Below are 26240 nucleotides of genomic sequence, written 5' to 3'. Positions count from 1 at the left end.
AGTGATTGGCATGGCACAGGAGAAAAGAAAAATGAGCCGTGAAGAAGCAGGCCGTTTGGGGGGGCAAGCTACCGCCAAAAACCACGGTAAGGAATTCTATCAGGAGATCGGTCAAAAAGGCGGCGAAGCCACTTCCCGAAATCATGACCGTGAATTCTATCAAGAAATCGGTCAAAAGGGCGGCGAAGCCACTTCCGAAAAACACGACAAGGAATTTTACCGCGAAATCGGCCGCAAAGGCGGCGAAGCTCGCAATAATAGCAATAAATAACGAAGCGGCCATCCGCCGTTTCTTCCCACGGAAGCCCCGGTACTCGCCGGGGTTTCTTTTTTCTGGTTGGTAGAAAAACCGGGTTATATATGGTAGACTTTAAAGAAAACCTTTAGCGGTGTAAAGTTCCAAAATCTTTTTTTATTATATTATTTCAAACGTGGGGGGATCCAACATCATGACAGCAAAGAAAATGCGTTCAGACATGATTAAAAAGGGCTTCGACCGCGCTCCTCACCGCAGCTTGCTGCGGGCGGCAGGGGTGAAGGACGAAGATTTCGGCAAACCGTTCATCGCGGTCTGCAACTCTTATATCGATATCGTTCCGGGCCATGTCCATCTGCAGGAATTCGGCAAAATCGTGAAGGAAGCGATCCGCGAAGCCGGCGGCGTACCTTTTGAATTCAACACGATCGGGGTGGACGACGGGATCGCCATGGGCCATATCGGGATGCGTTATTCCCTGCCGAGCCGGGAAATTATCGCCGATTCGCTGGAAACCGTCGTTTCCGCGCACTGGTTCGACGGCATGGTCTGCATTCCGAACTGCGATAAAATTACGCCGGGAATGATGATGGGTGCGCTCCGCGTCAACATTCCGACCGTCTTCGTCAGCGGCGGGCCGATGAAAGCCGGGGTCGACAGCAAGGGACGCAAGCTTTCGCTCACCTCGGTATTCGAAGGCGTCGGCGCTCACCAGGCCGGACAGATCAGCGATGACGATCTGCTCGAGCTTGAGCAATACGGCTGTCCGACCTGCGGGTCCTGCTCCGGCATGTTCACGGCGAACTCCATGAACTGCCTCGCCGAAGCGCTGGGCCTCGCTCTTCCGGGCAACGGAACGATTCTTGCCGTAGCCGAAGAGCGTAAGGAATTCGTCAGACAATCCGCGCGCCAGTTGATGGAGCTGATCAAGCTCGACCTTAAACCACGCGATATCGTGACGCAGGAGTCGATCGACAATGCCTTCGCGCTCGATATGGCGATGGGCGGCTCCACCAATACCGTGCTTCACACACTCGCGCTCGCGCAGGAAGCCGGCATTGACTATCCGCTGGAGCGGATCAACGAAGTGGCCAACCGGGTGCCGCACATCGCGAAGCTGGCACCGGCTTCCGATCTTTTCATCGAGGACGTTCACCGGGCCGGCGGCGTAAGCGCCGTGCTCAACGAACTGTTGAAGAAACCTGGCGCCATTTACGGAGACCGGATCACGGTAACCGGGAAGACCATTGCCGAGAACGTGGCGGGTGCCGAAATCCTGGATCATAACGTCATCCGCCCGATCGACAATCCGCATTCGGAGAAAGGCGGTCTGGCTATTCTGTACGGCAACTTGGCTCCGGAAGGTTCCGTCATCAAAGTCGGAGCGGTCGATCCTTCGGTTGGCGGCTATCATAAAGGCCCGGCCATCTGCTTCGACTCCCAGGAGCAAGCGCTGGAAGGCATCGCGAACGGCAAAGTGAAGGAAGGTTGCGTGGTCGTTATCCGCTATGAAGGACCTAAGGGCGGACCGGGGATGCCGGAAATGCTGGCCCCTACCTCCCAGATCGTCGGAATGGGCCTGGGCGCCAAAGTCGGCCTCATCACGGACGGCCGTTTCTCGGGGGCTTCCCGCGGTATCAGTATCGGCCATATTTCACCGGAGGCTGCCGAAGGCGGACCGATCGCTTTTGTCGAGGATGGAGATATCATCGAACTCGATTTGAACAACCGGAAGATCGAGCTCCATGTCGACGAAGAAGAACTTGCCCGCCGCCGCGCCAACTGGAAGGGCTTCGAGCCGAAAGTGAAGACCGGGTACTTGGCCCGTTACTCCAAGCTCGTGACCAACGCCAGCTCCGGCGGTGTTATGAAAATCTAAATCAGACGATTCATTATAAAGAACATGCGCCCGCAGGAAATTCCTGCGGGCGCTTTTTTTGTAGATGTTTGGCATATTAGTGCGATAAGACCTTAAGGGCAAGACACGCTGGCGTTCAATACCGGTTCTTCTTCCGGAACAACCTCCGGATTGCCGTTCATTTTTCGTTTGGAATCATCCTGCATATAGTGGCTGACCAAATGATCGATAGGCATCACGATGAGCTTCGGAACCAAATGTTCGGCCGACTGCTTCAATCTGGCCCCACCCTCGGGATGGACGACCCTCATCAAAAACTTGAGATAAAGCCGCGACGAGCTGGCGAACCAGCCTTTGGGGAGATCGGTAACCGTAAACCCGAACTGCTCCGGTCCCTTGTTGATCATGCTGACGCCATACAATGCCTTGACATCATGCAAATCCGGATGATTGGCGATATGATCCGCCAACTTCGGCAGTTCCTTCTCCATGCCGCGAACCATTTTGATTGCGAGCTGGACCGGCGATTTCGAACGGGAGCCGAATTCATAAAGCCTCTTATTGTCAAAGTGCAGTTCCATAATCCGGTCTCCGCTCTTCAATTTGACGCCCCCGTTCATTTCAACCGGTTCCCCGTGATACGGCCGAATCCGGAAATGCAGAAGGGGATTCTCCTCATTGGTGGATTGTAAGTGGAACAGTTGGTGAAACACCTTTTCCCAAAGCAGCCACAACGAGACCACTATTTTTTTGGAGCGTGAAGCCGGCTTGGCCCCGCTTCTGGCGGCCTTGTCTCCATCAACCGGAGCAGGACCGCCCTTTTTTTCAAGTTTGGCGGTTTCGGTGATATGGATCAAATCGTCGATCCGCACGCTTTTCAGACCCTTCCGGTCCGCCTCCGTCAAGACCCGCTCCAGGGCGATCAGCATTTCCCCAGGGGCTCCCCGGTTTGCCCCTAATGTCGAACCGCAGTCATGGAGCAGAAATACCTCGCCGCCCCGCAGTTTCTTCATCATCCGTTGGGTCAATTTGTCCGCTCCGATCCGCACCCGCCAATCGCTGAACATCGCCGACCAGAGAACGATCTGGGTGTCGCCGCGTTTGGCGAAATCGAACAGGTTCACGATCCCCCAAGGCGGGCGATAGTAAATGGACTTAACACCCGTAACGGCCTGAATGATACCGCTCGTTTTCTGGATATGCCTCTTGACGGTGGCCGGTCGCATCAGCCAATTGGTTTTATGGATGTAATTGTGAATCCCAATCAAATGGCCTTCTTCATGCATTCTTTTAATGAGATCGACGTTCTTCTCGGCATTGGAGCCCACAACGAAGAAAGTCGCCTTGGCATCATACCGTTTCAGCAAATCAAGCAATTGAGGAGTATAGACCGGGTCGGGACCGTCATCGAAGGTGAGGGCGAACCTGCTGTCGCTAAGCCCCCGCCGGAAAACCCGAAACCCGAAGAGCCTGGTGATCAGGCCGGGTATAAACGCATAAAGCGATGAGATATAAAATAACCACAGCAGCAAAGTCTCCATGTGCTTTTCCCCACTTTTCTATGATCATTGACTTTGTCATGCACTAAAACATAGCATCCCCACTATTTTATCACACCCTCCACAGAATTAGGGCCATTTTTTTGGAAAAGTGGTCGAATGTCCCTCTGATCCGGCCACGGATTCGTCCTGTGCGGCTAGCAGATCCATCACTCTGCGAAAAAGAGCGGCAGCCTGATGCGGAGAGCCGGTGGGGCGGTTCTGTACAAGCACGGCTACGGCATACCTGGGGCGGTCCTTTGGGCCGTATCCGATAAACCATTGATGGTTTCGGCTGCCCCTCCCTTTTCCTGTTTCCGCGGTTCCCGATTTACCGGCCAGGGGCCAAGCGGCCTGAAGCAGTGAGCGCCCCGTACCGTGGTCGTCGGTGACCGACAAACGCATCCAAGCTAGCAGAGTTCTGGCGGTTTTAGCCGAGATGCTCGCTTCCCGACGAGCAAAACGGTGAACCGGGAAATCGGCCAGAATCGTACCGTCTTTGTATTGTATCGAACTGACCAGCCGCGGAGAGGTGACTTGCCCGTCATGCAGCAGAGTAACGACCAAATTTGCGGCTTGCAGCGGGGTCATCAGAACATCCCGCTGGCCCAGCGCCGTTTGCGCCAGCACCCCGCCGTCTATTGTTCCGGCAGCCCCGAACACGGCGCCCTTCTCCTCCTGGTCGATCTGCCATAGTGCTTCTCCGCCCATAAACGCTTGGGCATTCCAGCCGATCCTCCTGTTCAGCCCCAAAGCGGCGGCGGTTCTCTCCAGATCGGACGCGGTCAGTCGTTCCCCCAAAGTCGCAAAAACAACGTTGCAGGACCGGGCAAATCCCTCTTCCAATGTAAGGGAACCATGCCCGTCTTTTTTCCAGCAAGCCAATCCGTATTTGCCGTAATGCCCTGAACAATGGAACCTTTCTCCGGGATGGGTCACCCCTTTCTCCAAAGCGGCGGCCGCGACCACCGTTTTAAAGATGGATCCCGGAACCGCCGCCTTGACGGCACGGTTGCTCCAGTCCCCGCTTTGGATATCCACATGGGTTGGATCAAAAAACGGCCGGGATACCATTGAAATCACATCGCCTTGCTCAGCGTCCAGAACCACGACCGCGCCCTCGCGGATTTTCATGTCCTCCGTCAGCTTTTCCAGACGCCGCTGAATATCCAAATCGACCGTGGTGTTCACTTGAACCGGGAAATAGCGGTTCCCTGAGCTTACCGCTCTTGTTCCGATCCCGTCCATGGCCCGTTTTCGGCCATCCACAGTATAATAAACCCGGGTTTCCCCGTCTCCTCGTAAAAACCGGTCCAATGTTTTTTCCAATCCCGAAGCCCCTAATTGCAAATTTAAAGGAAGCTGACGCTTCGACGGATTTGCGGCCGCCAGCTTCCGTACTTCATCGGGGCGCTGGCCCGTAAAGCCCAGCCACTGTCTCCCGTTTCGTCCCCCGGCATGGCGCTCAAGATAAGGAAGAAGCTCAAATCCTTTGACGACGGGCCACGTCAGCGATTCGGGCCGCGCTGGCTTTCCTCCTCCGACTTGTGCGGCCGGCCAAATATATGGTTTCTGCAGTCCCATCCACAATTCGCTCAAATGCTTCATATCGGTGCCGAGAAGACCGGCCAGTTCCCCCACAGACTTCCTTGGAGGCAACTCGGATAAGGGAAACAATGTCGGTTTCCAGCGTATCTCCCCGGTAAGGAGCTTCCCGTTTCGATCGGCGAAGTGCCCCCTGCCGCTATCCAATTCAACGCCCTCCTCGCGCTGTCGCACCGCTAACTCATTCATCGTTTTCCCCGCCTTCGTTACCGGGACAAATGCTGCCGTACACTGAATCCAAGCCACCCGAACGGCAAAAAGCACAAAGATTCCTGCGTAAAGCATTAGAATATAAAATATGCGTTTCTTTACGGATAATGACATGTTCGCCAGCCTCCATTCCACTCTCCCATTATTTCCTGGGAAAAGTCCCTTCAACCCGGAGAGAGGTGAAAACGCCGCATCTTTAACTAATCATCAGTCTCCGCAAAAAAAAGGGCCGCCAAGACAAACATGTCCTGACAACCCGCTAATTCTGCGTTCCGCTTATATCTATTATACGGTAAACTTGGACAGCGAATCCTTCAAACCATTGGATACATTCTCCAGCTTATTCGACAACTGGACTAACTGCTCTCCAACCGTTTGCTGTTCACTGCTGAGCGAAGCCACCTGCTCGGAAGTCGCGGAAGATTCCTGAGCGACGGCGCTGACGTTGCCCATCGCTTCGGACAGCACAGTCTGGGATTCGTTCAACTCGTCGATCGATGTCGTTACCGTATCCAAATGGCGGATAAAGCCTTCCATCTGCTCTTGAACGGATACGAAAATCTGGCTCGTTTCTTTGACCGAATTGATTTGTTCCTGGAATAAAGGACTTGCCTCCGACAGCGCTTTAACCGTTTCGTTCATTTCCTTCTGAATATTGTCGGTAATTTGGCCAACCATCGTAATCGATTGACGGGATTGGTCCGCCAACTGACGAATTTCATCGGCGACGACCATGAAACCGCGCCCTGCGGCCCCCGCGCGAGCGGCTTCAATCGTGGCGTTCAAGGACAAAATGTTGGTTTGCTGCGTAATGTTCTGCATGACATCTAGCACTTTCAACACGGAAGACGTACTTGCTTTCAACGCATCCACCTTGGCCGTCAACGCATTTATCATCTCTACGGTCATATTCGTCTTATCCAGCAAGCCGTTCAGATAGCCTGTCCCCTGCTGGCTCGATCTTTCCACTTGGTGGGCGGATTGTTCCATTTCCTTGTTGGCGGAAATAACCAGTTCCATTTGGCGCGTAATGTTCTCGGTCAGCGTGTTGCCGCGCTCCGCCTCATTGGCCAGGCTCGTCGCACCGTTGGCGATTTCCTCCGTTGCCACGGCGATCTCTTTGGCCGAAATCGCCGTTTTGTTGGAGGCCTGGGTGAGTTCGGTAGCCGTATCCAACACATCCCTAGCCGACTGGTTCGTCTGTTTCACGAGGCTGGTAATTTGCTCCATCATGACGTTAAAGCTGGTCGTCAATTGGCCGATTTCATCTTTCGTATTCAACTGCATCCGAACATTCAGATTGCCTCTTGCGCCTTCTTCCATCAGGTTCTTCAGCTTGGCGAGCGGATAAGCGATCATGCGAACCATCCACATCGCGAGCAGAATCGTGATAATCGCAACTACAGCTGCCGATATGTAAGTCACAAGCAAAATCCCGCGCGCATCCTTGGTCAGTTCAGCGGTACTCACCGTACCTACCAGTTTCCATCCCGTTGAAGCTTGGGAATTAAAGACGGCCAGAACGTCTTGTCCGCTTGCATTTTTCGTAATGATGCTGCCGGTTTTCTTGTCTCCCGCTTTTGTTAAATTGATTCCCGTCGGCTTGCCTTCATCGCCTCCCGCGGAAGAGCCGACCACGACATTGTCGGAGGTCAACATTTGAATTTCCGAATTTTTCCCGAGGCTGATTTCTTTCAAATAGCCGTTGAGTACTTCCAGATTGATGTCTGCGACCAGAACAAAACGCTTCATGCTGTTGACGCTTTGCACCGAACGGACGAGCCGGAACACCTGCGTCCCTCCGCTCTTCTCCGGAACATTCAGCCATTGCACGCTAGGTCCCTTGGCCGCTTCCGCAAACCACGGCTCCTTCCGGGCCGCCTGAAGAAATGCGGAATCCGCGCTGCCCGAGCTGACATCCTCAATCATGTTGTCCGCCGACATCATGTAAACGGCAACAATTCCTTTCGTGGAAAACGTGATGCCGTTTAACCGGGTTCTTAATTTGTTCATGACCGTAAAGCGATCGTAATCCGTGATGTTGGACAGCGAAGCTTCCGTAATCGCTTTCTGCATTTCATCATCCAGGAACATTTGCTGCAGATTTTCTTCATACTTGCCAAGAACAACGTCCAATTTCTGCGAAGTTTGAACGATCGTCTGCAGATTGGAGCTTTTGGCGTTCTCCTGAATCGTTCCTTTCGCCATCTGATAAGAGATTATACCGATCGTCAGGACGAAGAACATAATCGCAATAAAGAAGATAAGGAATAAACGGACGCCTACCGATTTGCTCGGGTTCAGTTGTTTCGGCAGTTTGCTTCCCAAGGCCGACCAGGTTTCCCCCCCAAAGGCTTTCTTGAAGGTGCTCCTGATGTCCTCATAGCCCTTCTTTCTTGATTCCTTGTTGTTGCTTTCTCGGTTCTCTTTCTTCGGAACCAGACCCATTTCCATCACCCACCGCTTAGATTAGTTGTTGCACCCACAAACCTAGGCTTGTGGTCTTACTTTTTACGTCTACTTAACATTTCGCGTCACTTACATCATTCGACGGCAAGCAAGCATCTCCTCTTTAATATCGGCATAATCCGGCCATGAATTTAAATTTTAATGAGAAAAATGAAGGCGAATCTTAAAAAAGGGACTTTTGGCCTAATTCGGACAAGACAAAAAAAAGCCGGAGAGTTCTTCAACTCCCCAGGCTTTCGTAGAATTTACACCCATTTATTTCTTTTTACGCATCATATCGAAATAGGAAACCGGCTGATCCACCTTAATTTTCACTTTTTGCAGCGGATGCCGGGCCGCGTCCAATTCATTGCCGTCTTCGTCCCAAATCGCGGTAACGGTCTGCTTAAAGAACGTGCCGCCCGGGCCGAAGAATTCCACTTCCTGGCCGGGCTTAAAGTGATTGCGCTGCTGGATGACGGCCATGCCGGTGTCCGCGTCATAATCCATAACCAGGCCGGCAAAATCGTAAGGCGCGGCCTTCTCCTCCGGCTCGTAAATATGGTCCTCGTGATCGGGAGTATCATAGAAAAACCCGGTATTGAGCGGACGATTCGCCGCCTTGTTGATCTCCTCGACCCACTCCGGCTTCAATACGTAATTTTCCGGATCGTCCATGTAGGCATCGATCGCCTGGCGATAAACGTTAACGACCGTGGCCACGTAGTGGATCGATTTCATCCGCCCTTCGATCTTGAAGCTGTCCACACCGACGTCGATCAGATCGGGGATATGTTCGATCATGCATAGATCCTTCGACCCCATCGTGAAGGCGTTGTCCTGCTCATCGAATAGCGGCAGCTGGTTTACCCCAAGCTGGAACTGATGCAGCACGGGATCTCCCATCGCTTCCTCTTCGGAAATCCATGCTTCGTCCGGACGTCCATCTTCGAACAGGTCGTATTTCCAGCGGCAGGATTGGCAACAGCCGCCCCGGTTCGAATCCCGGTCGGTAAAATGATTCGACAGAACGCAGCGTCCCGAATAAGAAGAACACATCGCCCCGTGAATGAAAGCTTCAATTTCAATATCGACGTGCTTCTTAATCTCCTCAATCTCTTCCAGGCTCGTTTCGCGGCCGAGAACGACGCGCGGGAGGCCTTCTTCCTTCCAGAACTTGACGGCCTGCCAATTCACCGTCGATTGCTGGGTGCTGAGATGCACCTCCAAGCCGGGAACCGCCCGCCGGGCCGTATCCACGATGATCGGATCGGCGACGATAACGGCGGAAATCCCCGCGTCATACAGGTTGCGCAGATACTCCTCAATCCCCGCCAAATCCTCGTTATGCGCATAAATATTGGTTGCCACGAACACTTTGGCACCGTATTTTTTGGCAAATTCGACCCCTTCGCGCATTTCCTCAAAGCTGAAATTATCGGCATTGGAACGAAGGCCATATTTCTGTCCTCCGATATACACGGCATCCGCCCCATAATGTATCGCGAATTTCAGTTTCTCGAGATTGCCTGCCGGCGCAAGCAGCTCGGGCTTCTCCAAACGGTAACGTTTTCCCGTGTATTTCCGGATATGTTTCTCCGCGGTTTGCATCTTCGTTCACCTCTTTGCGTGATTATGCATGGCGATGCATGCGAATGATCAATAAACCTGTTCTTTGTAGAAAAAGCCAAAAGACAATTCCCGCTCCGGATCTTGGACCCGGCGGATGCTCTCGATCCAGGCCTCGTCCATTTCATATTGGTCAGGGTCCGCGATGTACGCATCGATCGCCTTGCGGTAAGCTTGAATGACCACTTTGTTGTACGCCGGGCTTTTGAGCAGCGTTTCGATTTTGAAACTCGCCACACCGGCCGCCAGCAATACATGCAGGTCTTCCAAAATACATATATCGTCCGAGCTCATAATATGCGTGCCGTTGTCATCCTCGTAAATCGGAAATTTCTCTTCTTTCCGTTCCGCCTCGATGAGGAACAACCCTCGCTCTTTCCCCAGATCGCCGCCCTCTACCGGTCGTCCCTGATGCATCATATAGCTCTGGACCAGCCGGCGTTTGGAATGGTAGATATTCGTCATGCCGTGAACCTGTACCTCCGCCTCGACCTGCAGGTGGGGCTGCATTTCCGTAATTTCGTCCATGTTCAGCTCGCGGGCCAGTACGGCGCGGGTAGCGCCTTTGCTCCCCCAGTAGTTCGCGGTCGAATAGTTCGTCGAGGTCATTTCGGCGTTCCAGTGCAATGCGATTTGCGGGGCAAGCTCACGTACCGCTTGAAGCACTGCGGGATCGCCGAACTGAATGGCGTCCACGCCGGCCTCGCCAAGCGCCTTGACATAATCGCGCAGTTCCTCCAGTTGGTCGTTATGCAGCAGTTTGTTGACGCTGACGTAAACCTTGGCACCGTGTTTATGGCCAAGCTGGACCGCCTCAGCGACCTCATCAGCCCGGATATCCCCGGGCAAGCGCATGCCGTATCGGGTCTCGCCGATTAAGACGGCGTCCGCCCCTGCCTCAAGATAGGCCCCGATCTCCGCTAATGAACCTGCGGGAACGAGCAGTTCCGGTTTGTAACTCATGATTATCCACCCCAGTTATTTGGCCGTAGCCTTGCTTTTCTCGATGTTCTTCAGATGCTCTTTATACGTTTTGGCAAACAGATGCTCTCCGCTGCCGTCCTTTTTGGTCACATAAAACAAATACTCGGATGCTTTCGGCTCCAAGGCGGCCTCGATCGATTTCAGGCTGGGAGCCGCAATCGGGCCCGGGGGCAGCCCTTCGTATAAATAAGTATTATAAGGGCTATCTACGCTCCGCAAATCGGAGTGCAGGAGTCTTTCCTTCGGTTTTCCGAGCAAATACTGCACCGTCGCATCGATTTCCAGCTTCATCCCCTTGGCCAACCGGTTATAGATCACGCCGGCCACAAGGGCTCGTTCGGAGTCGACGACGACTTCGCGTTCCACCAGCGATGCCACCGTCATCAGCTCATTTAAATCGACTCCCCGTTGGGTCAGCTTCTCGCGGAAATTCGGAATTTGGTCGAGGCGGTTTTCCGTTTCTTCAAACATCCGCTGCACGATATCCGCTTCCGTACTGCCTTTCTTCAGCTCGTACGTTTCGGGAAACAGATAGCCCTCAAGCTTGTAATTCAGCTCACTTCCCTCCGAAAGATCCGCTAACAAAGCGTTATGAATCCCCGCCGGCGTCTTCGCCAAGCTCAGGAAAGCTTCTTTGTCCGCGATCCCCTGCTCGGCCAGTCTGTCCGCCATTTGCTCGACGGTAAAGCCTTCCGGAATCGTAAATCGGATCATCTCTTCCGCCACTACGTCTCCCCGATTGAGCTTGGCGATGATTTCGTCGTAAGTCATGCCCGGCGTCAGCTCATAAGTCCCCGCCTGAAAACGGCTGCCTTCGGATTTCCATTTCAAATAGGAAAGAAAGAGGAAGGAATTTTTGATCAGTCCCTGATCCTCCAGCAGATCCGCAATTCCGCCCGTACCGGTCCCGGGTGCGATCGTCAGCTTGACGGCTTTGTCAGACGGTTTCACCGGCTGCATTCCGTTATAGATATAAACTCCTCCCGCCGCGACGGCAACCATCGCCAGGACAAGGAGAGACATCAGCCATTTTAACCCCTTCTTCAATCACTCAACCCCTATTCGTTTCCGTAAATATGAGAACAATTCAAAAAGAGCGGTTATCCCGCCCTTTCTTGGTTCCGATCTATAGTAACACAATCCGACCTCCCCGGTCTATTCCGGGAAGGTCAATTCATCGTACAGCTCCGATACGTTCTCCCATTCCTCGTCATCGTCGATGGTAACGAGTTCCAGCGAACCGTCCGGGGCAGCGACCAGTTTCAAAATTTCGGGTTCGTCGTCGGCTCCGCCGTTCTCAAGGCGAAGGACCACATACGTAGAGCCGGCGATTTGAAATTCCTTCTCAACGTTGTAATAGGATACTTTGCCCTCTTCGTCTTCCAATTCGACTAATGGACCGAAGGCGTCTTGAACACGCGTGGACCAAACAACCTGATCTGCGGAAAACTCAGTCACGGTCATCCTCCCCGTCAAACTCATCGATCAGCGTATTGAAGGTTTCCTCGACGATTTCCCATTCTTCATCGCTTTCGATCGTGTACAGCTTCAGGTCATCCCCGTCTTCCTCGTAACGGAATGCGTATACTTCTTCGCTCTCGTCCTCTCCTTGTTCGGCGGAATCCAGAGGAACGACCATCATATACTTCGCGTCCGAACCGTCGACTTCGAATTTCATGATGACTTCGAATTCTTCTTCATTGCCCTCTTCGTCGGGGATATAAATAATTTCCGGTTCTTCTTCATGGCCGATACGATCTTTAGACATGTGTGATCACCCTCACCTTTGACTCTTCGAGTCCAAATAATTTTGCAGAATCAAACTTGCGGCCATCTTGTCGACGACCCCTTTGCGCTTCTTCCTGCTGACATCCGCTTCGATCAGCGTGCGCTGCGCGGATACCGTAGTTAAACGCTCATCCCATAAATGAACGGGAATCTGAAGACGTGTCTTCAGTTCCTCGGCAAAGGCCATGCATATTTCACCTCGGGGTCCCACACTGCCGTTCATGTTCTTCGGAAGCCCGACAACGACTTCCTCGACTTCATGCTCGGATACCAGTTCGGCGATCCGGTCAAGTTCGCCGCCTTCACGCCGGCGTTCAATAACCGTAAGGCCCTGGGCGGTCCAGCCAAAGGCGTCGCTCACCGCGACGCCGATCCGCCGATCCCCGTAATCCAACCCTAAAATTTTCATGCAATCTCCTAACGATGGCCTGCAAGATAATATCTGACCAGCTCTTCGATCAGCTCATCGCGCTCTTTCTTGCGGATCAGGCTTCTTGCGTTGTTGTGGCGCGGAATATAGGCCGGGTCTCCCGACAATAAATAACCGACCATCTGGTTAATCGGATTATAATCCTTCTCTTGCAGCGCCTCATAAACCGCAAGAAGAATTTCCTTCGCCGACGCTTCCTGTTCGTCGCCGGCAACGTTAAACTTAACGGTTTTATCCATGGAGTCCATGATGACACCTCGCTTCTTCAGACCGGCGCCATTTGTCCGGCTGATGTTCTTCCTGTATTTACTATACCATATCATGGGCCCCATAAGGAAATTTTGGATAATCCCGCTTTAGATTTTGAGAAAAGCAACAATTTTAGGCCTGCGCGGAAATCCATTGCTCCGGCAATTTCAAGGCTTCGTCCAGCTTGGAAACGTCCTTCCCGCCGGCCTGCGCCATATCGGGGCGCCCGCCTCCGCCTCCGCCGCATACGGCGGCGACTTCCTTGACCAGCTTTCCGGCGTGAAGCCCCCGCTTCACTTCTTCCTGCGGAACAACCACGACGAAATTCACTTTGTCGTCCATCGCCGCACCCAGAACGATCACCGCATCTGGCAGCTTCGCCTTCAACTCGTCAGCCAGCCCGCGCAGCGCGTCCATGCTTCCGGCTTGAACCTTGGCGGAGAGAAGCTTCGTCGCGCCGACGGAGACTACGTTGTCCGTCAGCTCGCCGGCTTCGATGGCGCTGAGCTTGCCCTGCAGCGATTCGTTCTCGCGGCTGAGCTCCTTAAGCTGCGCGTATAAAGCGTCGATACGCTTAGGCACGTCGCCCAGATTGGCTTTTAACAGGCCGGCGGCTTGTTTCAATAGATCAAGCTGGCCATCCATAAAGAGGTACGCTCCGCGGCCGGTTACGGCCTCGATGCGCCGCACGCCGGACCCGATCCCGCTCTCGCTCACCAGCTTGAAGAGGCCGATTTCCGCCGTGTTGTTGACATGGCAGCCGCCGCACAGCTCCAGGCTGTATTCGCCGACTTGAACGACGCGGACGATATCGCCGTATTTCTCGCCGAACAGCGCCATAGCCCCCATCGCCTTCGCCTCATCGATCGGTTTCAGTTCGATGACGACATCGAGGGCGTTCCAGATCTGCTCATTGACGCGGCGCTCGATTTCGGCCAATTCTTCCGGCGAAATGCTGCCCAGATGCGAGAAGTCAAAGCGCAGCCGCTGCGGTTCGACCAGGGACCCGGCTTGATTGACATGCTCGCCCAGCGTTTCTTTGAGCGCCTTGTGCAGCAAGTGGGTCGCCGTATGGTTTTTCACGATATCCCGGCGCATTTCCCGGTTTACTTCCGCCTTTACCTTCGCGCCGCTCCGAAGCTCGCCGGAGGTGACGCTCACCTGATGGACATGCTGTCCATGAGGCGCCTTGAACAGCCCCTGCACCGCCGCGGTTCCCGATTCGCCGGAGATCGTCCCCCGGTCGCTCACCTGACCGCCGCTTTCCGCGTAAAATGGCGTGCGGGCCAGAATCACCTGTCCCGATTCGCCGGCGCGCAGCACCTCGACAAATTGATCCTCCGAGATCAGAGCGACGATTTCGGTTGTAACTTCAAGCTCATTATATCCAACGAAATCCGTTTTAGTCGTAAAATCGGAAAGGACTCCGCCCTGCACCTTCATGCTGCCGCTGTCGTTCCGAGCGGAACGGGCGCGCTCGCGCTGCTCTTCCATCGCCGCCTCAAAGCCTTCCCGATCCACGGTGAGCCCGTGCTCCGCCGCAAAATCTTCCGTCAAATCCAGCGGGAACCCATAGGTGTCGTACAATTTGAAAGCGTCCGGTCCACTGATCTGGGTCCGTCCGGCCGCTTTGGCTTCCGAGCTCATTTCGGCCAGGATAGCCAGTCCGTCCGTCAGCGTTTCATGGAACCGCTCTTCCTCGGAGTGGATGACCTTTTCGATAAATTCGCGTTTCGTCACGATATCGCCGTAGTACGAACCCATAATCTCGCCCACGGTCTCCACGAGCTGGAACATGAACGGCTTATCCAAGCCGATCAATTTGCCGTAACGCACAGCGCGCCGCAGCAAACGGCGGATAACGTAGCCGCGCCCCTCGTTGGAAGGAAGGACTCCGTCGGAGACGGCAAAAGTGACCGTACGGATATGGTCGGCAATCACTTTTAAAGCGACGTCCGTTTCTTCGTTCGTGCCATAGGTTGCCTTAGCCAGGGCGGCCGTCTTGGCGATAATCGGCTGGAACAGATCGGTGTCAAAGTTGGAATTCACGTTTTGCAGGATCGAAGCAAAACGTTCCAGGCCCGCGCCCGTATCGATGTTTTTGTTCGGAAGCGGCGTGTAGCTGCCGTCCTTGTTATGGTTGAACTGCGAGAATACCAGATTCCATACTTCGAGGAACCGTTCGTTTTCTCCGCCCGGATAGCACTCCGGATCGGACAGATCGCCGTACGCCTCGCCGCGGTCATAGAAAATTTCAGTACACGGACCGCATGGGCCTTCGCCGATATCCCAGAAGTTATCCTCCAGCTTAATGATGCGCTCGGCGGGAATGCCGATCTTTTCATTCCACAGCTTGTACGCTTCCTCGTCTTCCGGGTACACTGTCACGGACAGCCGTTCCGGATCAAAACCGATCCACTCCTTGCCGGTCAGAAATTCCCAGGCCCAGGTAATGGTCTCCTCCTTGAAATAATCGCCGATGGAGAAGTTGCCGAGCATCTCGAAAAACGTATGGTGGCGCCGCGTCTTTCCGACATTCTCGATGTCGTTGGTGCGGATGCATTTTTGCGAGTTGGCGATCCGCGGATTCTCCGGCTTCACCCGACCGTCAAAATAGGCCTTTAAAGGCGCCATTCCGGCGTTGATCCAGAGCAGGGACGGATCGTTATGCGGCACGAGCGAAGCGCTCGGCTCGATTTTATGCCCCTTGCTGGCGAAAAACTCCAACCACTTGGAGCGAATTTCACTTGCTTTCATTTATATTTCCTCCTCGTTTTGATTTTATGTTTACCTTGCATGCCTTTAAAGCTCCCGAAAAATAGAAAAACGCCCCTGAAGATCAGGGACGATTGTCTCGCGGTACCACCCTGGTTATCGCCCTTCCCTTCGTTCTGATCCGAAGATCATTTCAGCAAAGAGGCGATCGCCTTTGTCGGTCCGGTAACGGGAACCCCCCGGCGAGCTTTAGGCCTCGCACTCGGAAATCAGCGTTTCTGTCCGGGGATTATCGGGTTCTTTCAGCCAATCGCTTCAAACCGGCCTGCTGGCCGCCGAGAAACGAAGGAACACCTTCTCTGGGAAAATCGGGCACGGACATACTTTATTTCGTCAACGTTTTTTTCGATTCCAACAATCAGTAATAGTATATAAGGCGTTAAACAGGCTGTCAATCAAGGATATTCCTAAGCTTATACGGTCTTTCTTCTAACGTAATATGCGTAGAAATGCTGAATGACCACCTTGCCCACCGCAAAGAAAGGAACCGCCAGCACCAACCCCGGAATGCCGCCGATTTCCCCCCCGACCAGCAGGGCGAAAATGATCAGCATCGGATGCAAATGCAGGCTTCGTCCCACGACCTGAGGCGAAATGACGTTGCTTTCGATCATTTGGCAAATCATGTTTACCAGCAGCACCATGAGCACCATTTTCCAGGAGATGGTCGTAGCCATCACCAGGGCGGGGGCGGCTCCAAGGAACGGGCCGAGGTAAGGGATAATATTGCAGACGGCGACCACCCCGGCGAGCAGGAGCGCAAAGGGCATGCCGATGATGACGTATCCGATGTAAGCAAGCACGCCGATGATCACGCAAACCAACAGTTGTCCACGGACGTAATTCCCGAGCGCTTCATCGATTTCTTTTAACAGGGACACGATGGATTTCCTCCGCGATCTCGGCAAATACTTCAGGATGATCCGTTCAAAATTTTCAAAATCCTTCAGCATGTAAAAAATAAGAAACGGTACGATGAACGCGTTAAACACGACGCTGATCGTAGTTCCGATATTGTTCAGAAAACTCGAGATCGCCGTCGCCAGCCGCTGTTCGAATTGAAAAAACCAGTTGTTCATCCCCATCCGGATACTCCCCGGCACAAGCGTGTTATCCCAACGGTTCATCAACTGCTGGGTATGCAGCGTCAGCTCGGGCAAATGTTCCCCCAGTTCCTCCAATTGCTCGACAAACATCGGGATGACGTTCATTAAGATCACGGACAGACTGGTCAAAAATACCGCGTAGATCAACAACACCGCGACCGTTCTCGGCACCTTCCGTCCGCCCAGCAGTCTGACGACGGGATTCAGGACATAGGAGATGATCATGGCGATGATAAACGGGGAGAGTATGGCTTTCAGAAATCCATAAACCACGGTAAACATAGGACGGAGCAGCCATACAAAATAAAGGATGACCAGCCCCAACAGCACCCAGACGGCATAACGGAACACTTTGCTTTTGGTGAACGGCTCCACTTCACAGTAACCCCCTCCCGCCATTCGGAGTCGGACCAGCTATGATGAAAGTATATGCGGGGGATGGTAAAAATAATCGCCGCCCGTCCGCGTTTTTGGACAAATCCCAAAACCGGGAGAGGCGGCGACTCGCATTCCAATGAGTCGGGACGGAAATTACGCCCAATTTTGCAGCAGTTCAAACTGCTCCATAATTTCACGATGAACCGGATGATCCGGGGCAATTCCGGTATACTTGGCGATCGTTTCCGACGGACCCGAGGTTTGAAGCGCGGTCTGCAATTCCGCCGCCTCCGGATCGTCGCCCGCCCGGAACAGCAAGGCCGCCGCCATGGTCCGCGCCAAATAGCGGTATTCCAGGCCTTGCTCGAAGGCCTTCATCGCCGGCCGCGCCAACCGGTCGCCCGGCGACAGCTTGCGGATCGGCGAACGCCCCACCCGCGAAACTTCGTCCGTCAGGGCGGGGTTGCGGAAACGCTCCAGGATTTTGGCGATGTAAGCCTTGTGCTCTTCCGCGTCAAAGCCATGCTCCTTTACGAGCACCGCTCCCGTCTCCTTCAGAACCGAGGCCACATGGCCGGCGACTTCCCCATCGTTCATCGCCGCCTGAATCGTGTCGTACTCCTGAAGGTAGCCCATATAGGCGGCCGAGCAATGGCCCGTATTGACCGTGAACAATTTGCGTTCGATATACGGCAGAAGCCGGTCCACATACTTGACTCCGCCGATGGGGCGATAGCCCGGCAGCATGGCCGAGGCCTCGACGACCCACTCGAAGAAGGGCTCTACGACAACCTTCAAAATATCTTTGTGGCTCTGCTGAGGCACAATCCGGTCCACCGCCGCATCCGGAAACGCGACGCTCCGGTCCGCACGCATCCGGTTTTCCTCGTCGAGCCGGCTATAGACCAGCTCCTTCAACTGCGAGCTGGCGCCGATCGCGTTCTCGCAGGCGATGACATGCAGCGGCTTGGCGTCGGAATGCTGCAGCCGCAAGGCTATACCTTCGGCAACCGTGCCGGCGATATGCTTCAGCACGGAAACCCCGACGGCCGTGGTCACCAGATCGGCTTCCGCCACCGCCCGGACCAGCGCTTCATTGTCCGCGTTGCTGTTCAACGCCGTCACTCCCCGAACCACGGTCGTTTCCCGCCGCTCTCCGGCCAGGACGACGGAATACTCCCCGCGCTCTTTTAACGCGGCGACGACCTGTTCGTTGACGTCCGCAAATACCACCTCATATCCCGCCTGCGACAAAAGCAGCCCGATGAAGCCTCTTCCGATGTTTCCAGCGCCAAAATGGACGGCTTTCATCATGCCAATTCGCCTCCGAACAATTCCATAATTTCTTCCTTGGTGGCGGCGTTCATCACGCGGTCGATGCTGTCATCGTCGGAGAAGATCATCGCGACCTGGGTCAAAATCTCCATGTGCTCCCCTCCGGCTCCGGCGATCCCGATGACGACGAACGCCGGCTCGTCGCCGCCGAAATCGACGCCTTCCGGAAAGCGGATGATAGACAGGCCGGTCGATAATACCATCGATTTTGCCTCTTTCGTCCCGTGGGGAATGGCCAAACCGGCCCCCATATAGGTGGAGACAATATTTTCCCGTTCTATCATTTTTTCCACATAATCCGCCGTGACGTGTCCCGCTTGCACCAGCAGTTCGCCGGCCAGTCGAATCGCCTCGTATTTATCTTTAGCGGCAGCGTGGAGTACAATTTTATCTGTCGACAGTATGCTCATTGTTCTCTCTCCTTTTTCGTTATGAAATCATCCATTGTTCTCAAAAAAGCTAAGCAGTTCCGCGGCCAAATAATTGCGGATCTCCGCATCCGTCCCCGATTCAAGCAGGGACACAAGCTGCGAGTTCAGCAGCAGAGCGCTGATTTCACTGAGCACCTCCAGGCTTTCCTTGGAAAGCTCCTGCGGGGCCAGCATCAGCAAAATGACTTTGGCCTCTCCCTCCGAATCCAGGGCCAACGGCGACTTCAACCGGAACAGCGAAAGCGCGCGCGCCCGGATATACGGGCTTCTTGTATGAAACAAAGCGAGAGCGGTCCCGGGGATCATCTGGGTGGCCAAACGTTCGCGTTCGAGCAGCCGCTCGGCGACCGCGGGGATATCGGCGATCAGCTTTCCCCCGGATGCGGATTCCGCACCGTTCACCAGCTCCAGCGCCTCCGTAACGATTTCCCCGAGCCCGGCTCCTTCATTGTTCAGTTCATATAGACCGAAGCCCTGAAGCAGCGAGTGAATTTCGCTAAGCGTGGCGTTGAGCGTCCCGAGCCGGGCCATCGCGCCTTCCTTTTGAAGCAGCTCGCCGGTTTCCGGAGGCCTTCTCTTTTGAAGGGTCCATTGCTGGATGTGGGAAAGTAGGCGTTCGCGGTCTTCCCGCGTCAACAGAGGGCTAAGCCGAACGTACCGGTCGCCGGGAAGCGGCAGGTCGATCGTGGAAATCAGCAGATCGTAGTTTTCCTCCTGCAGCCGGGCCGCATCATACCAGGAGGCGTTCCCCAGCACCTGAATTTGCGGCATTTCCTTGGCCAAACGGGTAGCGAGCAGCCTCGAAGAGCTTAGCCCGCTGGAGCATACCAGGATCGCCCGCAGGTTCCGGCCCGGCTGGTGAAGCCGTTCCGCCGAGGCTCCGAAATGCATAACCAGAAAACCGATCTCCTCGTCGGGTACCTGCAGATCCCCCGCAAGTTCGTCGACAGCTTCCCGAACGGTGGCGAACAGTTCCTCATAATCCTTCCGGATGGCGGAAAGCAGAGGATTTCGTATGCGCCCCCCTTCCCGGATTCTTTTCAACGCGGGCCGGATATGCTCCAGCAGCCCGCTCCTAAGTGAACGGTCCTCTTGATAAGGAATCCCGGTCCGCTCCACGATTAAATCGATCAGCCTCTCGATGATGTCGACGACCTCGAGATCGAGATGAGCGAGTTCGGGAGAATCTTCCCTGGCCCGCTGGAACAGGCTGGCGATATATGCCGTTTCTTCTCCGGTTACCGAGATGGCGAAGGTTTTCTCGAGATGCCTTGCCAAATCCCCGGCTTGATTCAGTAAGCTCTGCTCCAGTTCTTCCCGGGCCCCGGATTGAAATTCCGCTACCGTGACCGTCTTCCCGCGGCGAAGCCGATTCACCGTTACGGACAAGGCGGTCAGCAGCCCGGTATAAGCCCCTTCGCTCAGCTCTTCGGTCCATGGCCAATTCATGTCCCAAAAGCATTCCGCCACCGTAAGCAGATCGGATTTGCCGATCAGTTCCAACAGGCGTCGGGCCCCCGCGTTCTCATGGATGGCCGGGGCTCCCACCAGGTCCGAGTAGGTTAGTTCATTGGAGGCCGCATGAACGATGGCGGCCCGCTTTTGGATCTCGGCCCCCTGAATCTCAACCCCGTATCCCCGCCGCCGTACGAGTTGCAAGCCCAGTTTGTTCAATTCGCTCTCGAGCTCATCCAGGTCATGGCTCACCGTCGCCACGGTCACCTTTAAGCTGTGGGCCAAAGCGAACATCTTGATCGGCTCCTCCGTTTCGAGCAAATCGCACAGCAGCATGATTTTCCGTTCATCGCCCGAATAGTCCGCCGGTTTTCCCGACAGCAGCTCCTCACGGACTTTCGCCAATTGCTCTTCTTCGGGCGGGCCGCCGTCCAGAGCGCGAAGAGCGATCCCGGTGCCGGATTTGCGGAGAAGCAGAATGCCAAACCCCGCCAGACTCCGGTCCATATCGTCCAGTTCCCGGTGTACCGTCCGGACGCTAACCGAGGTTTCGGCGGCGATCTCCGCCGCGGTGACCCCGTTCTTCCTGCCAAGGAGGAACATGAGAATCTGGCGCTGCCTGGCGGTAAATTTCCCCATATTCATCCCTCGCTTGAATGTGAATTTGAGATAAAACGCCGGAGAATGTCATCTCCAGCGTCATGGTCCAAACATAAGTTGTTGCCGGTTTACTCCCCTTTCAGGCGCTCCACCAGTTCGTCATATTTCGGACTCTTCAGGAAGTTGTCGATCGAAATATGCTCGGCGTCCGGCTTGTTCGCCTTCGCACGCTCCGTCAGCTGTTTCTGCGTGATGACGATGTCCGCATCCGCCGGGATTTCGCTGACCGCCGAGTTCACAACGGTCACTTGAATACCGGCTTGCTGCATCTTTTTGCGCAGGATGGAAGCGCCCATCGCGCTCGAGCCCATACCGGCATCGCAAGAGAACACAATTTTGTTCACGTTGTCTTTGCGGTTGGCGGCCTCCTGCTCCAACGCGGCTTGAGCGGCCGCGGGGACATTGCCTGCCGCTTTCATTTCCCGCATTTTTTCCGTCGCCTGCTCAAGATCCAATTCTTCCTCATTCTGTTTGCCTGTCTTCAGCAGTAAAGCGGCGAGCAGGAAGGAAACGACGGTCGCGGTGACCACGCCGGCAAGAACCGGCACCAGACCGCCTTTCGGCGCCATGGCGATATAGGCGAAGATACTTCCCGGGGATGGGGAGCCCACAAGTCCCGCGTTAAGCAGTTGGAACGTAAACGTTCCGGTTACCCCGCCGCCGATCGCAGCCAAAATCAAGATAGGTTTCATCAAAATGTACGGGAAATAAATTTCATGAATCCCGCCCAGGAAATGAATGACGACCGCGCCCGGAGCGGATTGTTTGGCCGAACCGCGGCCCACAAGCCAGTAAGCAAGCAAAATGCCAAGGCCCGGCCCCGGGTTCGATTCCAGCATAAAGATCAGCGATTTCCCCAACCTTGCGGATTCCTCCGCAGCGATCGGGCTTAGAATGCCATGGTTTATGGCATTGTTCAGGAATAAAACTTTAGCCGGCTCGATAATAATGTTGACCAGCGGCAGCAGATGCAGATTGATCAGAACGTCAACCCCCGCCGATAACGTCTTGCTGATCGCCTGAATAACCGGACCGATCCCCGTATAAGCACCGATGGCGAGGATGGCGCCGATAATTCCCAGCGAGAAGTTGTTGACCAGCATTTCAAAGCCGGATTTAATTTTGCCTTCCACCAATTTGTCGAATTGTTTCAATATCCACGCGGCCAGCGGACCGACAATCATCGCGCCGAGGAACATCGGAATGTCCGAACCCACCACGACGCCGAGCGTCATAATCGCCCCGATGACGGCGCCTCTTTTTCCGTGGATCATTTGTCCTCCGGTATACCCGATCAGCAGAGGCAGAAGAAAATTAATCATCGGCCCCACGAGCGCGGCCAGCTTCTCATTCGGAATCCAGCCCGTTGGAATGAACAATGCGGTAATCAGGCCCCAGGCGATGAACGCGCCGATGTTAGGCATAACCATTCCGCTGAGCAGCCGCCCGACCTGCTGCACTTTAACCCTTGCCCCTCCGGTTTTTTGATTCGTTTCTATACCCATCACGAGGATGCCTCCTTTTGTTGAACTGTCTTCATAGCAGCGGTGTTTGTGCACCGCTTGCTTAATTTCATCCTAATTCACAACGCTTTCACACTCAATCAAATCAAAACCCGATTCCGTCATGATTAATGTTGACAACATTTAAAATCTCAATCCGCCGGGTTTCCGGAAAACGCAAAAAAGCCCTCTCCTCTGGGAGGAGAGAGCTTTCTACTATGATGATTTTAAGTTATCTACGTGCTGCTAGGACAGATGGATTTGGGGAAGATCTTGAGAAACCTCTTCTCCAAAAAACAAATCATCCAAAGAACTGAGGGTTCCGTCTTCTTCCACTTGGTAAACCGACATTTTCTCGCCATTTACCGTTAATTCGATAAAGCACCCCCAGCAATAAAACTGATGGGAGCCGATCTTGCCGATATCCTTGGAACTGCAGTTTGGACACTTCATCATCTACACATCACCTATCCATTAACAGAATTCATCGCCTTCTCCAACCGCTGCTCACTGTTTGGAGGGACCATGATCGCGTTTTCGCCCTTGGTCATGCCGGGGGTAAAAGGCAGCACTTTTCGCCCTTCCATCAGATCCGAGATAAACCCGTCGCTGACTTCTATTCCTGTAATTGTATTTCCCATTTCTTGGTCAAAATAAACATCTGTCACATGACCTATCAAAATCCCGTCCTCGGTGAGGAGCGGAAGTTCTTTCAATTTGCCGTTACCCGTGGAAAAGGTAAGCTGTATATTCTCGGCATCCCATTTGCGGATCGCCTGTTGATTGCGTATCATCACGGCATCTTCACCGTACGCTACAATATCTTCCCAGAGCACCACCTTCACCGTGGAGGTGAACATCGCTTTCCCCTCCAGCTGAATGCCGGTGATTCTCCAGTCATCATCCAGCAGGAAATCGAGAACTTTCCCGATCTGTTTGCCGTCTTCCACATCGAATACGGCCAAGCCTACCATCTCTTGAAGTTTCATGAGCACGGCTCCTCCTACTGTGGCAATCTCTTGCTGCAAGAACTCTCCGAAACTGACCTCCCTCCGAAAAAACTACAAAAGACGCCCATTATCTTCTTTTACGAAGACGGTTCAGGATGGTTCCAACTTTTTCGGCGGTAAGTTTCATTTCTTCAGTAGTATTACCCAAACCAAAGCTAAATCGAATCGCCGAGTTCAAAAAATTTATCGGCAAATTCATCGCTTCCAGTACGTGCGAGGGCTCCAGCGATCCCGAAGAGCACGCCGACCCGCTGGCCACCGCGATGCCCTCCATATCCAGATTCATCAGCATCGTCTCCGTGTCGCATTCCGGAAAGCTGACGTTGACGATATGGGCGAGCCGCCGGGTAGGGTGTCCGTTCACATGGAATCGCCCCGCCCCGACCTCTGTCTCCAGCGCATCGAGGAAAATCCGGCGGAGCTCTTCATCCCGTGCCGCGCGTCCGGGAAGTTGCTGCGCCGCCAGCTCGGCGGCCTTGGCGAATCCGGCGATCCCGGCCATATTCTCCGTGCCGGCCCGGCGTTTTCGCTCCTGCAGGCCTCCGAAAAGAATCGGTTCGATCACCAGTTCCCGGCTGACATAAAGCGCCCCTACTCCTTGCGGTCCGTTGATTTTATGCGCGGAAAAGCTCATCAAGTCGACCGGCAACTCCCCGAGCCGGATTTCCAGCGCTCCTAAAGCCTGAACGGCGTCCACATGAAAGACGATGCCCTTCTCCGCAGCCAGTGCGCCTATCTCCTCGATCGGCTGAATCGTGCCGACCTCATTATTGGCATACATCACGCTGATGAGAATCGTATCGGGACGGATCGCTTCCCGAACCTGCTCCGGATGTACTTGACCCTGGCGGTCGACCGGCAGATATGTAACCTCATAGCCCTGCTTCTCCAAACGCCCGCAGGCATGCAAAACCGCATGATGCTCGATCGCCGTCGTAATAATATGACGGCCGCGATCCTTCCGCGCTTCCGCCGCGCCGAACAGAGCCAGATTATCGCTCTCCGTTCCTCCGCTCGTAAACACGAGCTCGTCCGGACGGCAGCCGACCAGAGCGGCCAGCCGGTCCCGCGACCCGTTCACGAGTCTCTTGGCGGCGCGGCCGTAGGCATGGATGCTCGAAGCGTTCCCGTATTGCTCGCGCATGACGGTGACCATCGCCTCCGCCACTTCCGGATGAACGGGCGTGGAAGCCGCGTGGTCCAAATATATGGTTTTCATAGTATGGCAAGCCACCTTTGATCATATAAAATTAGGCAGTCGTTTAAGCGTGTTTTATTCTATATTATTTTAGTCAAAAAAACTACTGCCTATTAGCGTGAGTGTTGCCCATTTCGGAGCCCGCAACAAAAACCTCCTCCGGGAACCGCGGAGGAGGTGATCGTCGTTTAATACGGCAGATGGGAAATGCAACGGGATAACGCCATATTCAGCATCTCCTGATCGTAAACCCGATGCTTCGCGTTTTGTTCAAGCAGCCAGCGAGCGAAGCCAACGGCCCGAAAATAACCGGGATAATCCGCCGGATTAATATTGAAGTGTATAAAATCGAGCATAATTCGGTTTTCTTCGTCCGAAAGGTGTAAACCCAAGCGCGAAAACTGTCTTTGCCGGACTCTCCGGGCCGAATCGTCCTGGATCGCCCGATGCCTATGAGACACTTGTCCGCCATGTATACGATAATACAGCATGTTAACCGGCAGATTCGCCAATTTCGTCTGAAACGCCAGCCGGTTCCACAACTCATAGTCCTCGGCATGGGGATAATTGCTGTCGTACCGAACCCCCAACTGGTGAACGATGCTGTTGCGCATAATGACTGTAGGATGGGCAATACAGCAATGAAACAAGAGCCATGTTTTGATTTCCTCATGGGAAGGCGGATTAATTTTGGCTCTTCCGCCTATGGAACTAGTGAACGCTCCTGCACTCAAGCCAATGGCGGGATTCTGATCCATAAAAGAGATTTGAATGTCCAGGCGGTTCGGTGTGGAAATATCGTCACCGTCCATACGGACGATGTATTCCCCTGTTGCCATCTCTAACCCTTCATTAAGAACCGCAACAACCCCCCGATTTTGAGGATGCAGGATTTTCCGGATTCGCGGATCCGTAAATTGTTCGATAAGCTCGGCCGAACCGTCCGTAGACCCGTCGTCGATGACGATCAGCTCAAAGTCCTTATAAGTTTGAACCAGCATGCTGTGAATGGCTTCCTGGACGAATGCCGCATTGTTATACACCGGCATGATTATAGATGCCCGTGGCACTGCCTCCACCTCCATTTCAAAGCGCTTGCTATACCTTATGAGAGGCATGCTTGTCCCGATTGGACTTCCCTGCCCGAAAATCCTTAAGAAATTTCTCCAAGGTCATCCGGCAGTATCGGTCGCACAAGCCGCCCCAACCAGTGAAGACGCCTTTACAAAACTAGAAAAACTGGCAAAACTAAAGGAGCAAGGAATCATCAGCGAAGAGGAATTTGAACTCAAAAAGAAAGAGATCTTGTCTCAAGTATGAGCATGAAAGCCCACAGCCATTATTAGGCCAGTGGGCTTAATTCATTGTTCTCGCTTTTTCTCAATTGTTCCGGTT

The 26240-nt window shown here is 54.0% G+C and carries 23 protein-coding genes; 3 read left to right on the top strand and 20 right to left on the bottom strand.

The window, feature by feature from the left end:
* Positions 1-10 precede the first annotated feature (10 nt).
* The gene (locus tag LBW89_RS11190; protein ID WP_148451301.1) at positions 11-271 is read left to right on the top strand and encodes a KGG domain-containing protein; all 261 of its coding nucleotides are present in this window, start codon (positions 11-13) and stop codon (positions 269-271) included.
* Between the two features lie 178 nt (positions 272-449).
* A complete protein-coding gene (ilvD, locus tag LBW89_RS11185; RefSeq protein WP_148451300.1) occupies positions 450-2135 on the top strand; it encodes a dihydroxy-acid dehydratase in 1686 nt (561 codons plus the stop codon).
* 92 nt (positions 2136-2227) lie between these two features.
* Here the strand turns inward: ilvD and LBW89_RS11180 are convergent, their stop codons facing one another.
* The 20 genes from LBW89_RS11180 to LBW89_RS11085 all read right to left on the bottom strand — a co-directional run bounded on the left by LBW89_RS11180 (position 2228) and on the right by LBW89_RS11085 (position 25915).
* Positions 2228-3655 carry a polysaccharide deacetylase family protein gene (locus LBW89_RS11180; RefSeq protein ID WP_225039192.1) on the bottom strand — a complete coding sequence of 476 codons (1428 nt, stop codon included), beginning with the start codon at positions 3653-3655 and terminating at the stop codon, positions 2228-2230.
* Between the two features lie 87 nt (positions 3656-3742).
* Positions 3743-5581 (bottom strand): peptidoglycan D,D-transpeptidase FtsI family protein, encoded by a 1839-nt coding sequence (locus LBW89_RS11175; RefSeq protein ID WP_225039191.1) that lies wholly within the window; start codon positions 5579-5581, stop codon positions 3743-3745.
* A gap of 171 nt (positions 5582-5752) precedes the next feature.
* Positions 5753-7915, bottom strand: a complete 2163-nt coding sequence (locus LBW89_RS11170) for a methyl-accepting chemotaxis protein (protein WP_225039190.1) — start codon at positions 7913-7915, stop codon at positions 5753-5755.
* A 276-nt stretch (positions 7916-8191) separates the two neighbouring features.
* Positions 8192-9526 (bottom strand): peptidase U32 family protein, encoded by a 1335-nt coding sequence (locus LBW89_RS11165; protein ID WP_225039189.1) that lies wholly within the window; start codon positions 9524-9526, stop codon positions 8192-8194.
* A 48-nt stretch (positions 9527-9574) separates the two neighbouring features.
* Positions 9575-10507: a peptidase U32 family protein gene (locus LBW89_RS11160; RefSeq protein ID WP_225039188.1), complete on the bottom strand. Its 933-nt coding sequence runs from the start codon at positions 10505-10507 to the stop codon at positions 9575-9577.
* A gap of 15 nt (positions 10508-10522) precedes the next feature.
* Positions 10523-11551, bottom strand: coding sequence for an endolytic transglycosylase MltG (mltG, locus tag LBW89_RS11155; RefSeq protein WP_225039204.1), 1029 nt, complete (start codon positions 11549-11551; stop codon positions 10523-10525).
* 132 nt (positions 11552-11683) lie between these two features.
* Positions 11684-11992: a DUF1292 domain-containing protein gene (locus LBW89_RS11150; protein WP_263639130.1), complete on the bottom strand. Its 309-nt coding sequence runs from the start codon at positions 11990-11992 to the stop codon at positions 11684-11686.
* The gene (locus tag LBW89_RS11145) at positions 11979-12296 is read right to left on the bottom strand and encodes a DUF1292 domain-containing protein (RefSeq protein WP_148451293.1); all 318 of its coding nucleotides are present in this window, start codon (positions 12294-12296) and stop codon (positions 11979-11981) included. Before LBW89_RS11145 ends, LBW89_RS11150 begins: the two co-directional genes overlap by 14 nt.
* A gap of 12 nt (positions 12297-12308) precedes the next feature.
* Complete coding sequence (ruvX, locus tag LBW89_RS11140; protein WP_148451292.1) at positions 12309-12725, bottom strand: Holliday junction resolvase RuvX; 417 nt, start codon at positions 12723-12725, stop codon at positions 12309-12311.
* Between the two features lie 8 nt (positions 12726-12733).
* On the bottom strand, positions 12734-12994 hold the full coding sequence (locus LBW89_RS11135) for an IreB family regulatory phosphoprotein (RefSeq protein WP_148451291.1): 261 nt from the start codon (positions 12992-12994) through the stop codon (positions 12734-12736).
* A 133-nt stretch (positions 12995-13127) separates the two neighbouring features.
* The gene (alaS, locus tag LBW89_RS11130) at positions 13128-15752 is read right to left on the bottom strand and encodes an alanine--tRNA ligase (RefSeq protein ID WP_225039187.1); all 2625 of its coding nucleotides are present in this window, start codon (positions 15750-15752) and stop codon (positions 13128-13130) included.
* A 431-nt stretch (positions 15753-16183) separates the two neighbouring features.
* Positions 16184-17251, bottom strand: coding sequence for an AI-2E family transporter (locus tag LBW89_RS11125; RefSeq protein WP_148451289.1), 1068 nt, complete (start codon positions 17249-17251; stop codon positions 16184-16186).
* Positions 17252-17407: 156 nt separating this feature from the next.
* Complete coding sequence (locus tag LBW89_RS11120) at positions 17408-18565, bottom strand: mannitol-1-phosphate 5-dehydrogenase (RefSeq protein ID WP_225039203.1); 1158 nt, start codon at positions 18563-18565, stop codon at positions 17408-17410.
* Positions 18565-18999 (bottom strand): PTS sugar transporter subunit IIA, encoded by a 435-nt coding sequence (locus tag LBW89_RS11115; protein ID WP_225039186.1) that lies wholly within the window; start codon positions 18997-18999, stop codon positions 18565-18567. The genes LBW89_RS11120 and LBW89_RS11115 overlap by 1 nt, the downstream gene beginning before the upstream one ends.
* Positions 19000-19026: 27 nt before the next feature.
* The gene (locus LBW89_RS11110) at positions 19027-21114 is read right to left on the bottom strand and encodes a BglG family transcription antiterminator (protein WP_318249354.1); all 2088 of its coding nucleotides are present in this window, start codon (positions 21112-21114) and stop codon (positions 19027-19029) included.
* Between the two features lie 89 nt (positions 21115-21203).
* Positions 21204-22640 carry a PTS mannitol transporter subunit IICB gene (locus LBW89_RS11105; RefSeq protein WP_148452584.1) on the bottom strand — a complete coding sequence of 479 codons (1437 nt, stop codon included), beginning with the start codon at positions 22638-22640 and terminating at the stop codon, positions 21204-21206.
* 243 nt (positions 22641-22883) lie between these two features.
* Positions 22884-23090: a hypothetical protein gene (locus LBW89_RS11100; protein ID WP_148452582.1), complete on the bottom strand. Its 207-nt coding sequence runs from the start codon at positions 23088-23090 to the stop codon at positions 22884-22886.
* 14 nt (positions 23091-23104) lie between these two features.
* A complete protein-coding gene (locus tag LBW89_RS11095; RefSeq protein ID WP_148451286.1) occupies positions 23105-23626 on the bottom strand; it encodes a PRC-barrel domain-containing protein in 522 nt (173 codons plus the stop codon).
* Positions 23627-23714: 88 nt separating this feature from the next.
* The gene (locus tag LBW89_RS11090; RefSeq protein ID WP_148451285.1) at positions 23715-24866 is read right to left on the bottom strand and encodes a cysteine desulfurase family protein; all 1152 of its coding nucleotides are present in this window, start codon (positions 24864-24866) and stop codon (positions 23715-23717) included.
* A gap of 167 nt (positions 24867-25033) precedes the next feature.
* Positions 25034-25915, bottom strand: coding sequence for a glycosyltransferase family 2 protein (locus tag LBW89_RS11085; protein WP_318249353.1), 882 nt, complete (start codon positions 25913-25915; stop codon positions 25034-25036).
* Here LBW89_RS11085 and LBW89_RS11080 point away from each other — a divergent pair.
* Entirely contained in the window at positions 25854-26165 is a 312-nt protein-coding gene (locus LBW89_RS11080) for an SHOCT domain-containing protein (protein ID WP_225039183.1), read from the top strand. The genes LBW89_RS11085 and LBW89_RS11080 overlap by 62 nt on opposite strands.
* The last annotated feature ends 75 nt before the right edge of the window (positions 26166-26240 follow it).

It is taken from the genome of Paenibacillus sp. alder61 (genome assembly GCF_020179875.1).
Classification (GTDB): domain Bacteria; phylum Bacillota; class Bacilli; order Paenibacillales; family Paenibacillaceae; genus Fontibacillus; species Fontibacillus faecis.
Note: the sequence above shows the minus strand (reverse complement) of the source record. Positions and strands in the feature narration are given on the sequence as shown.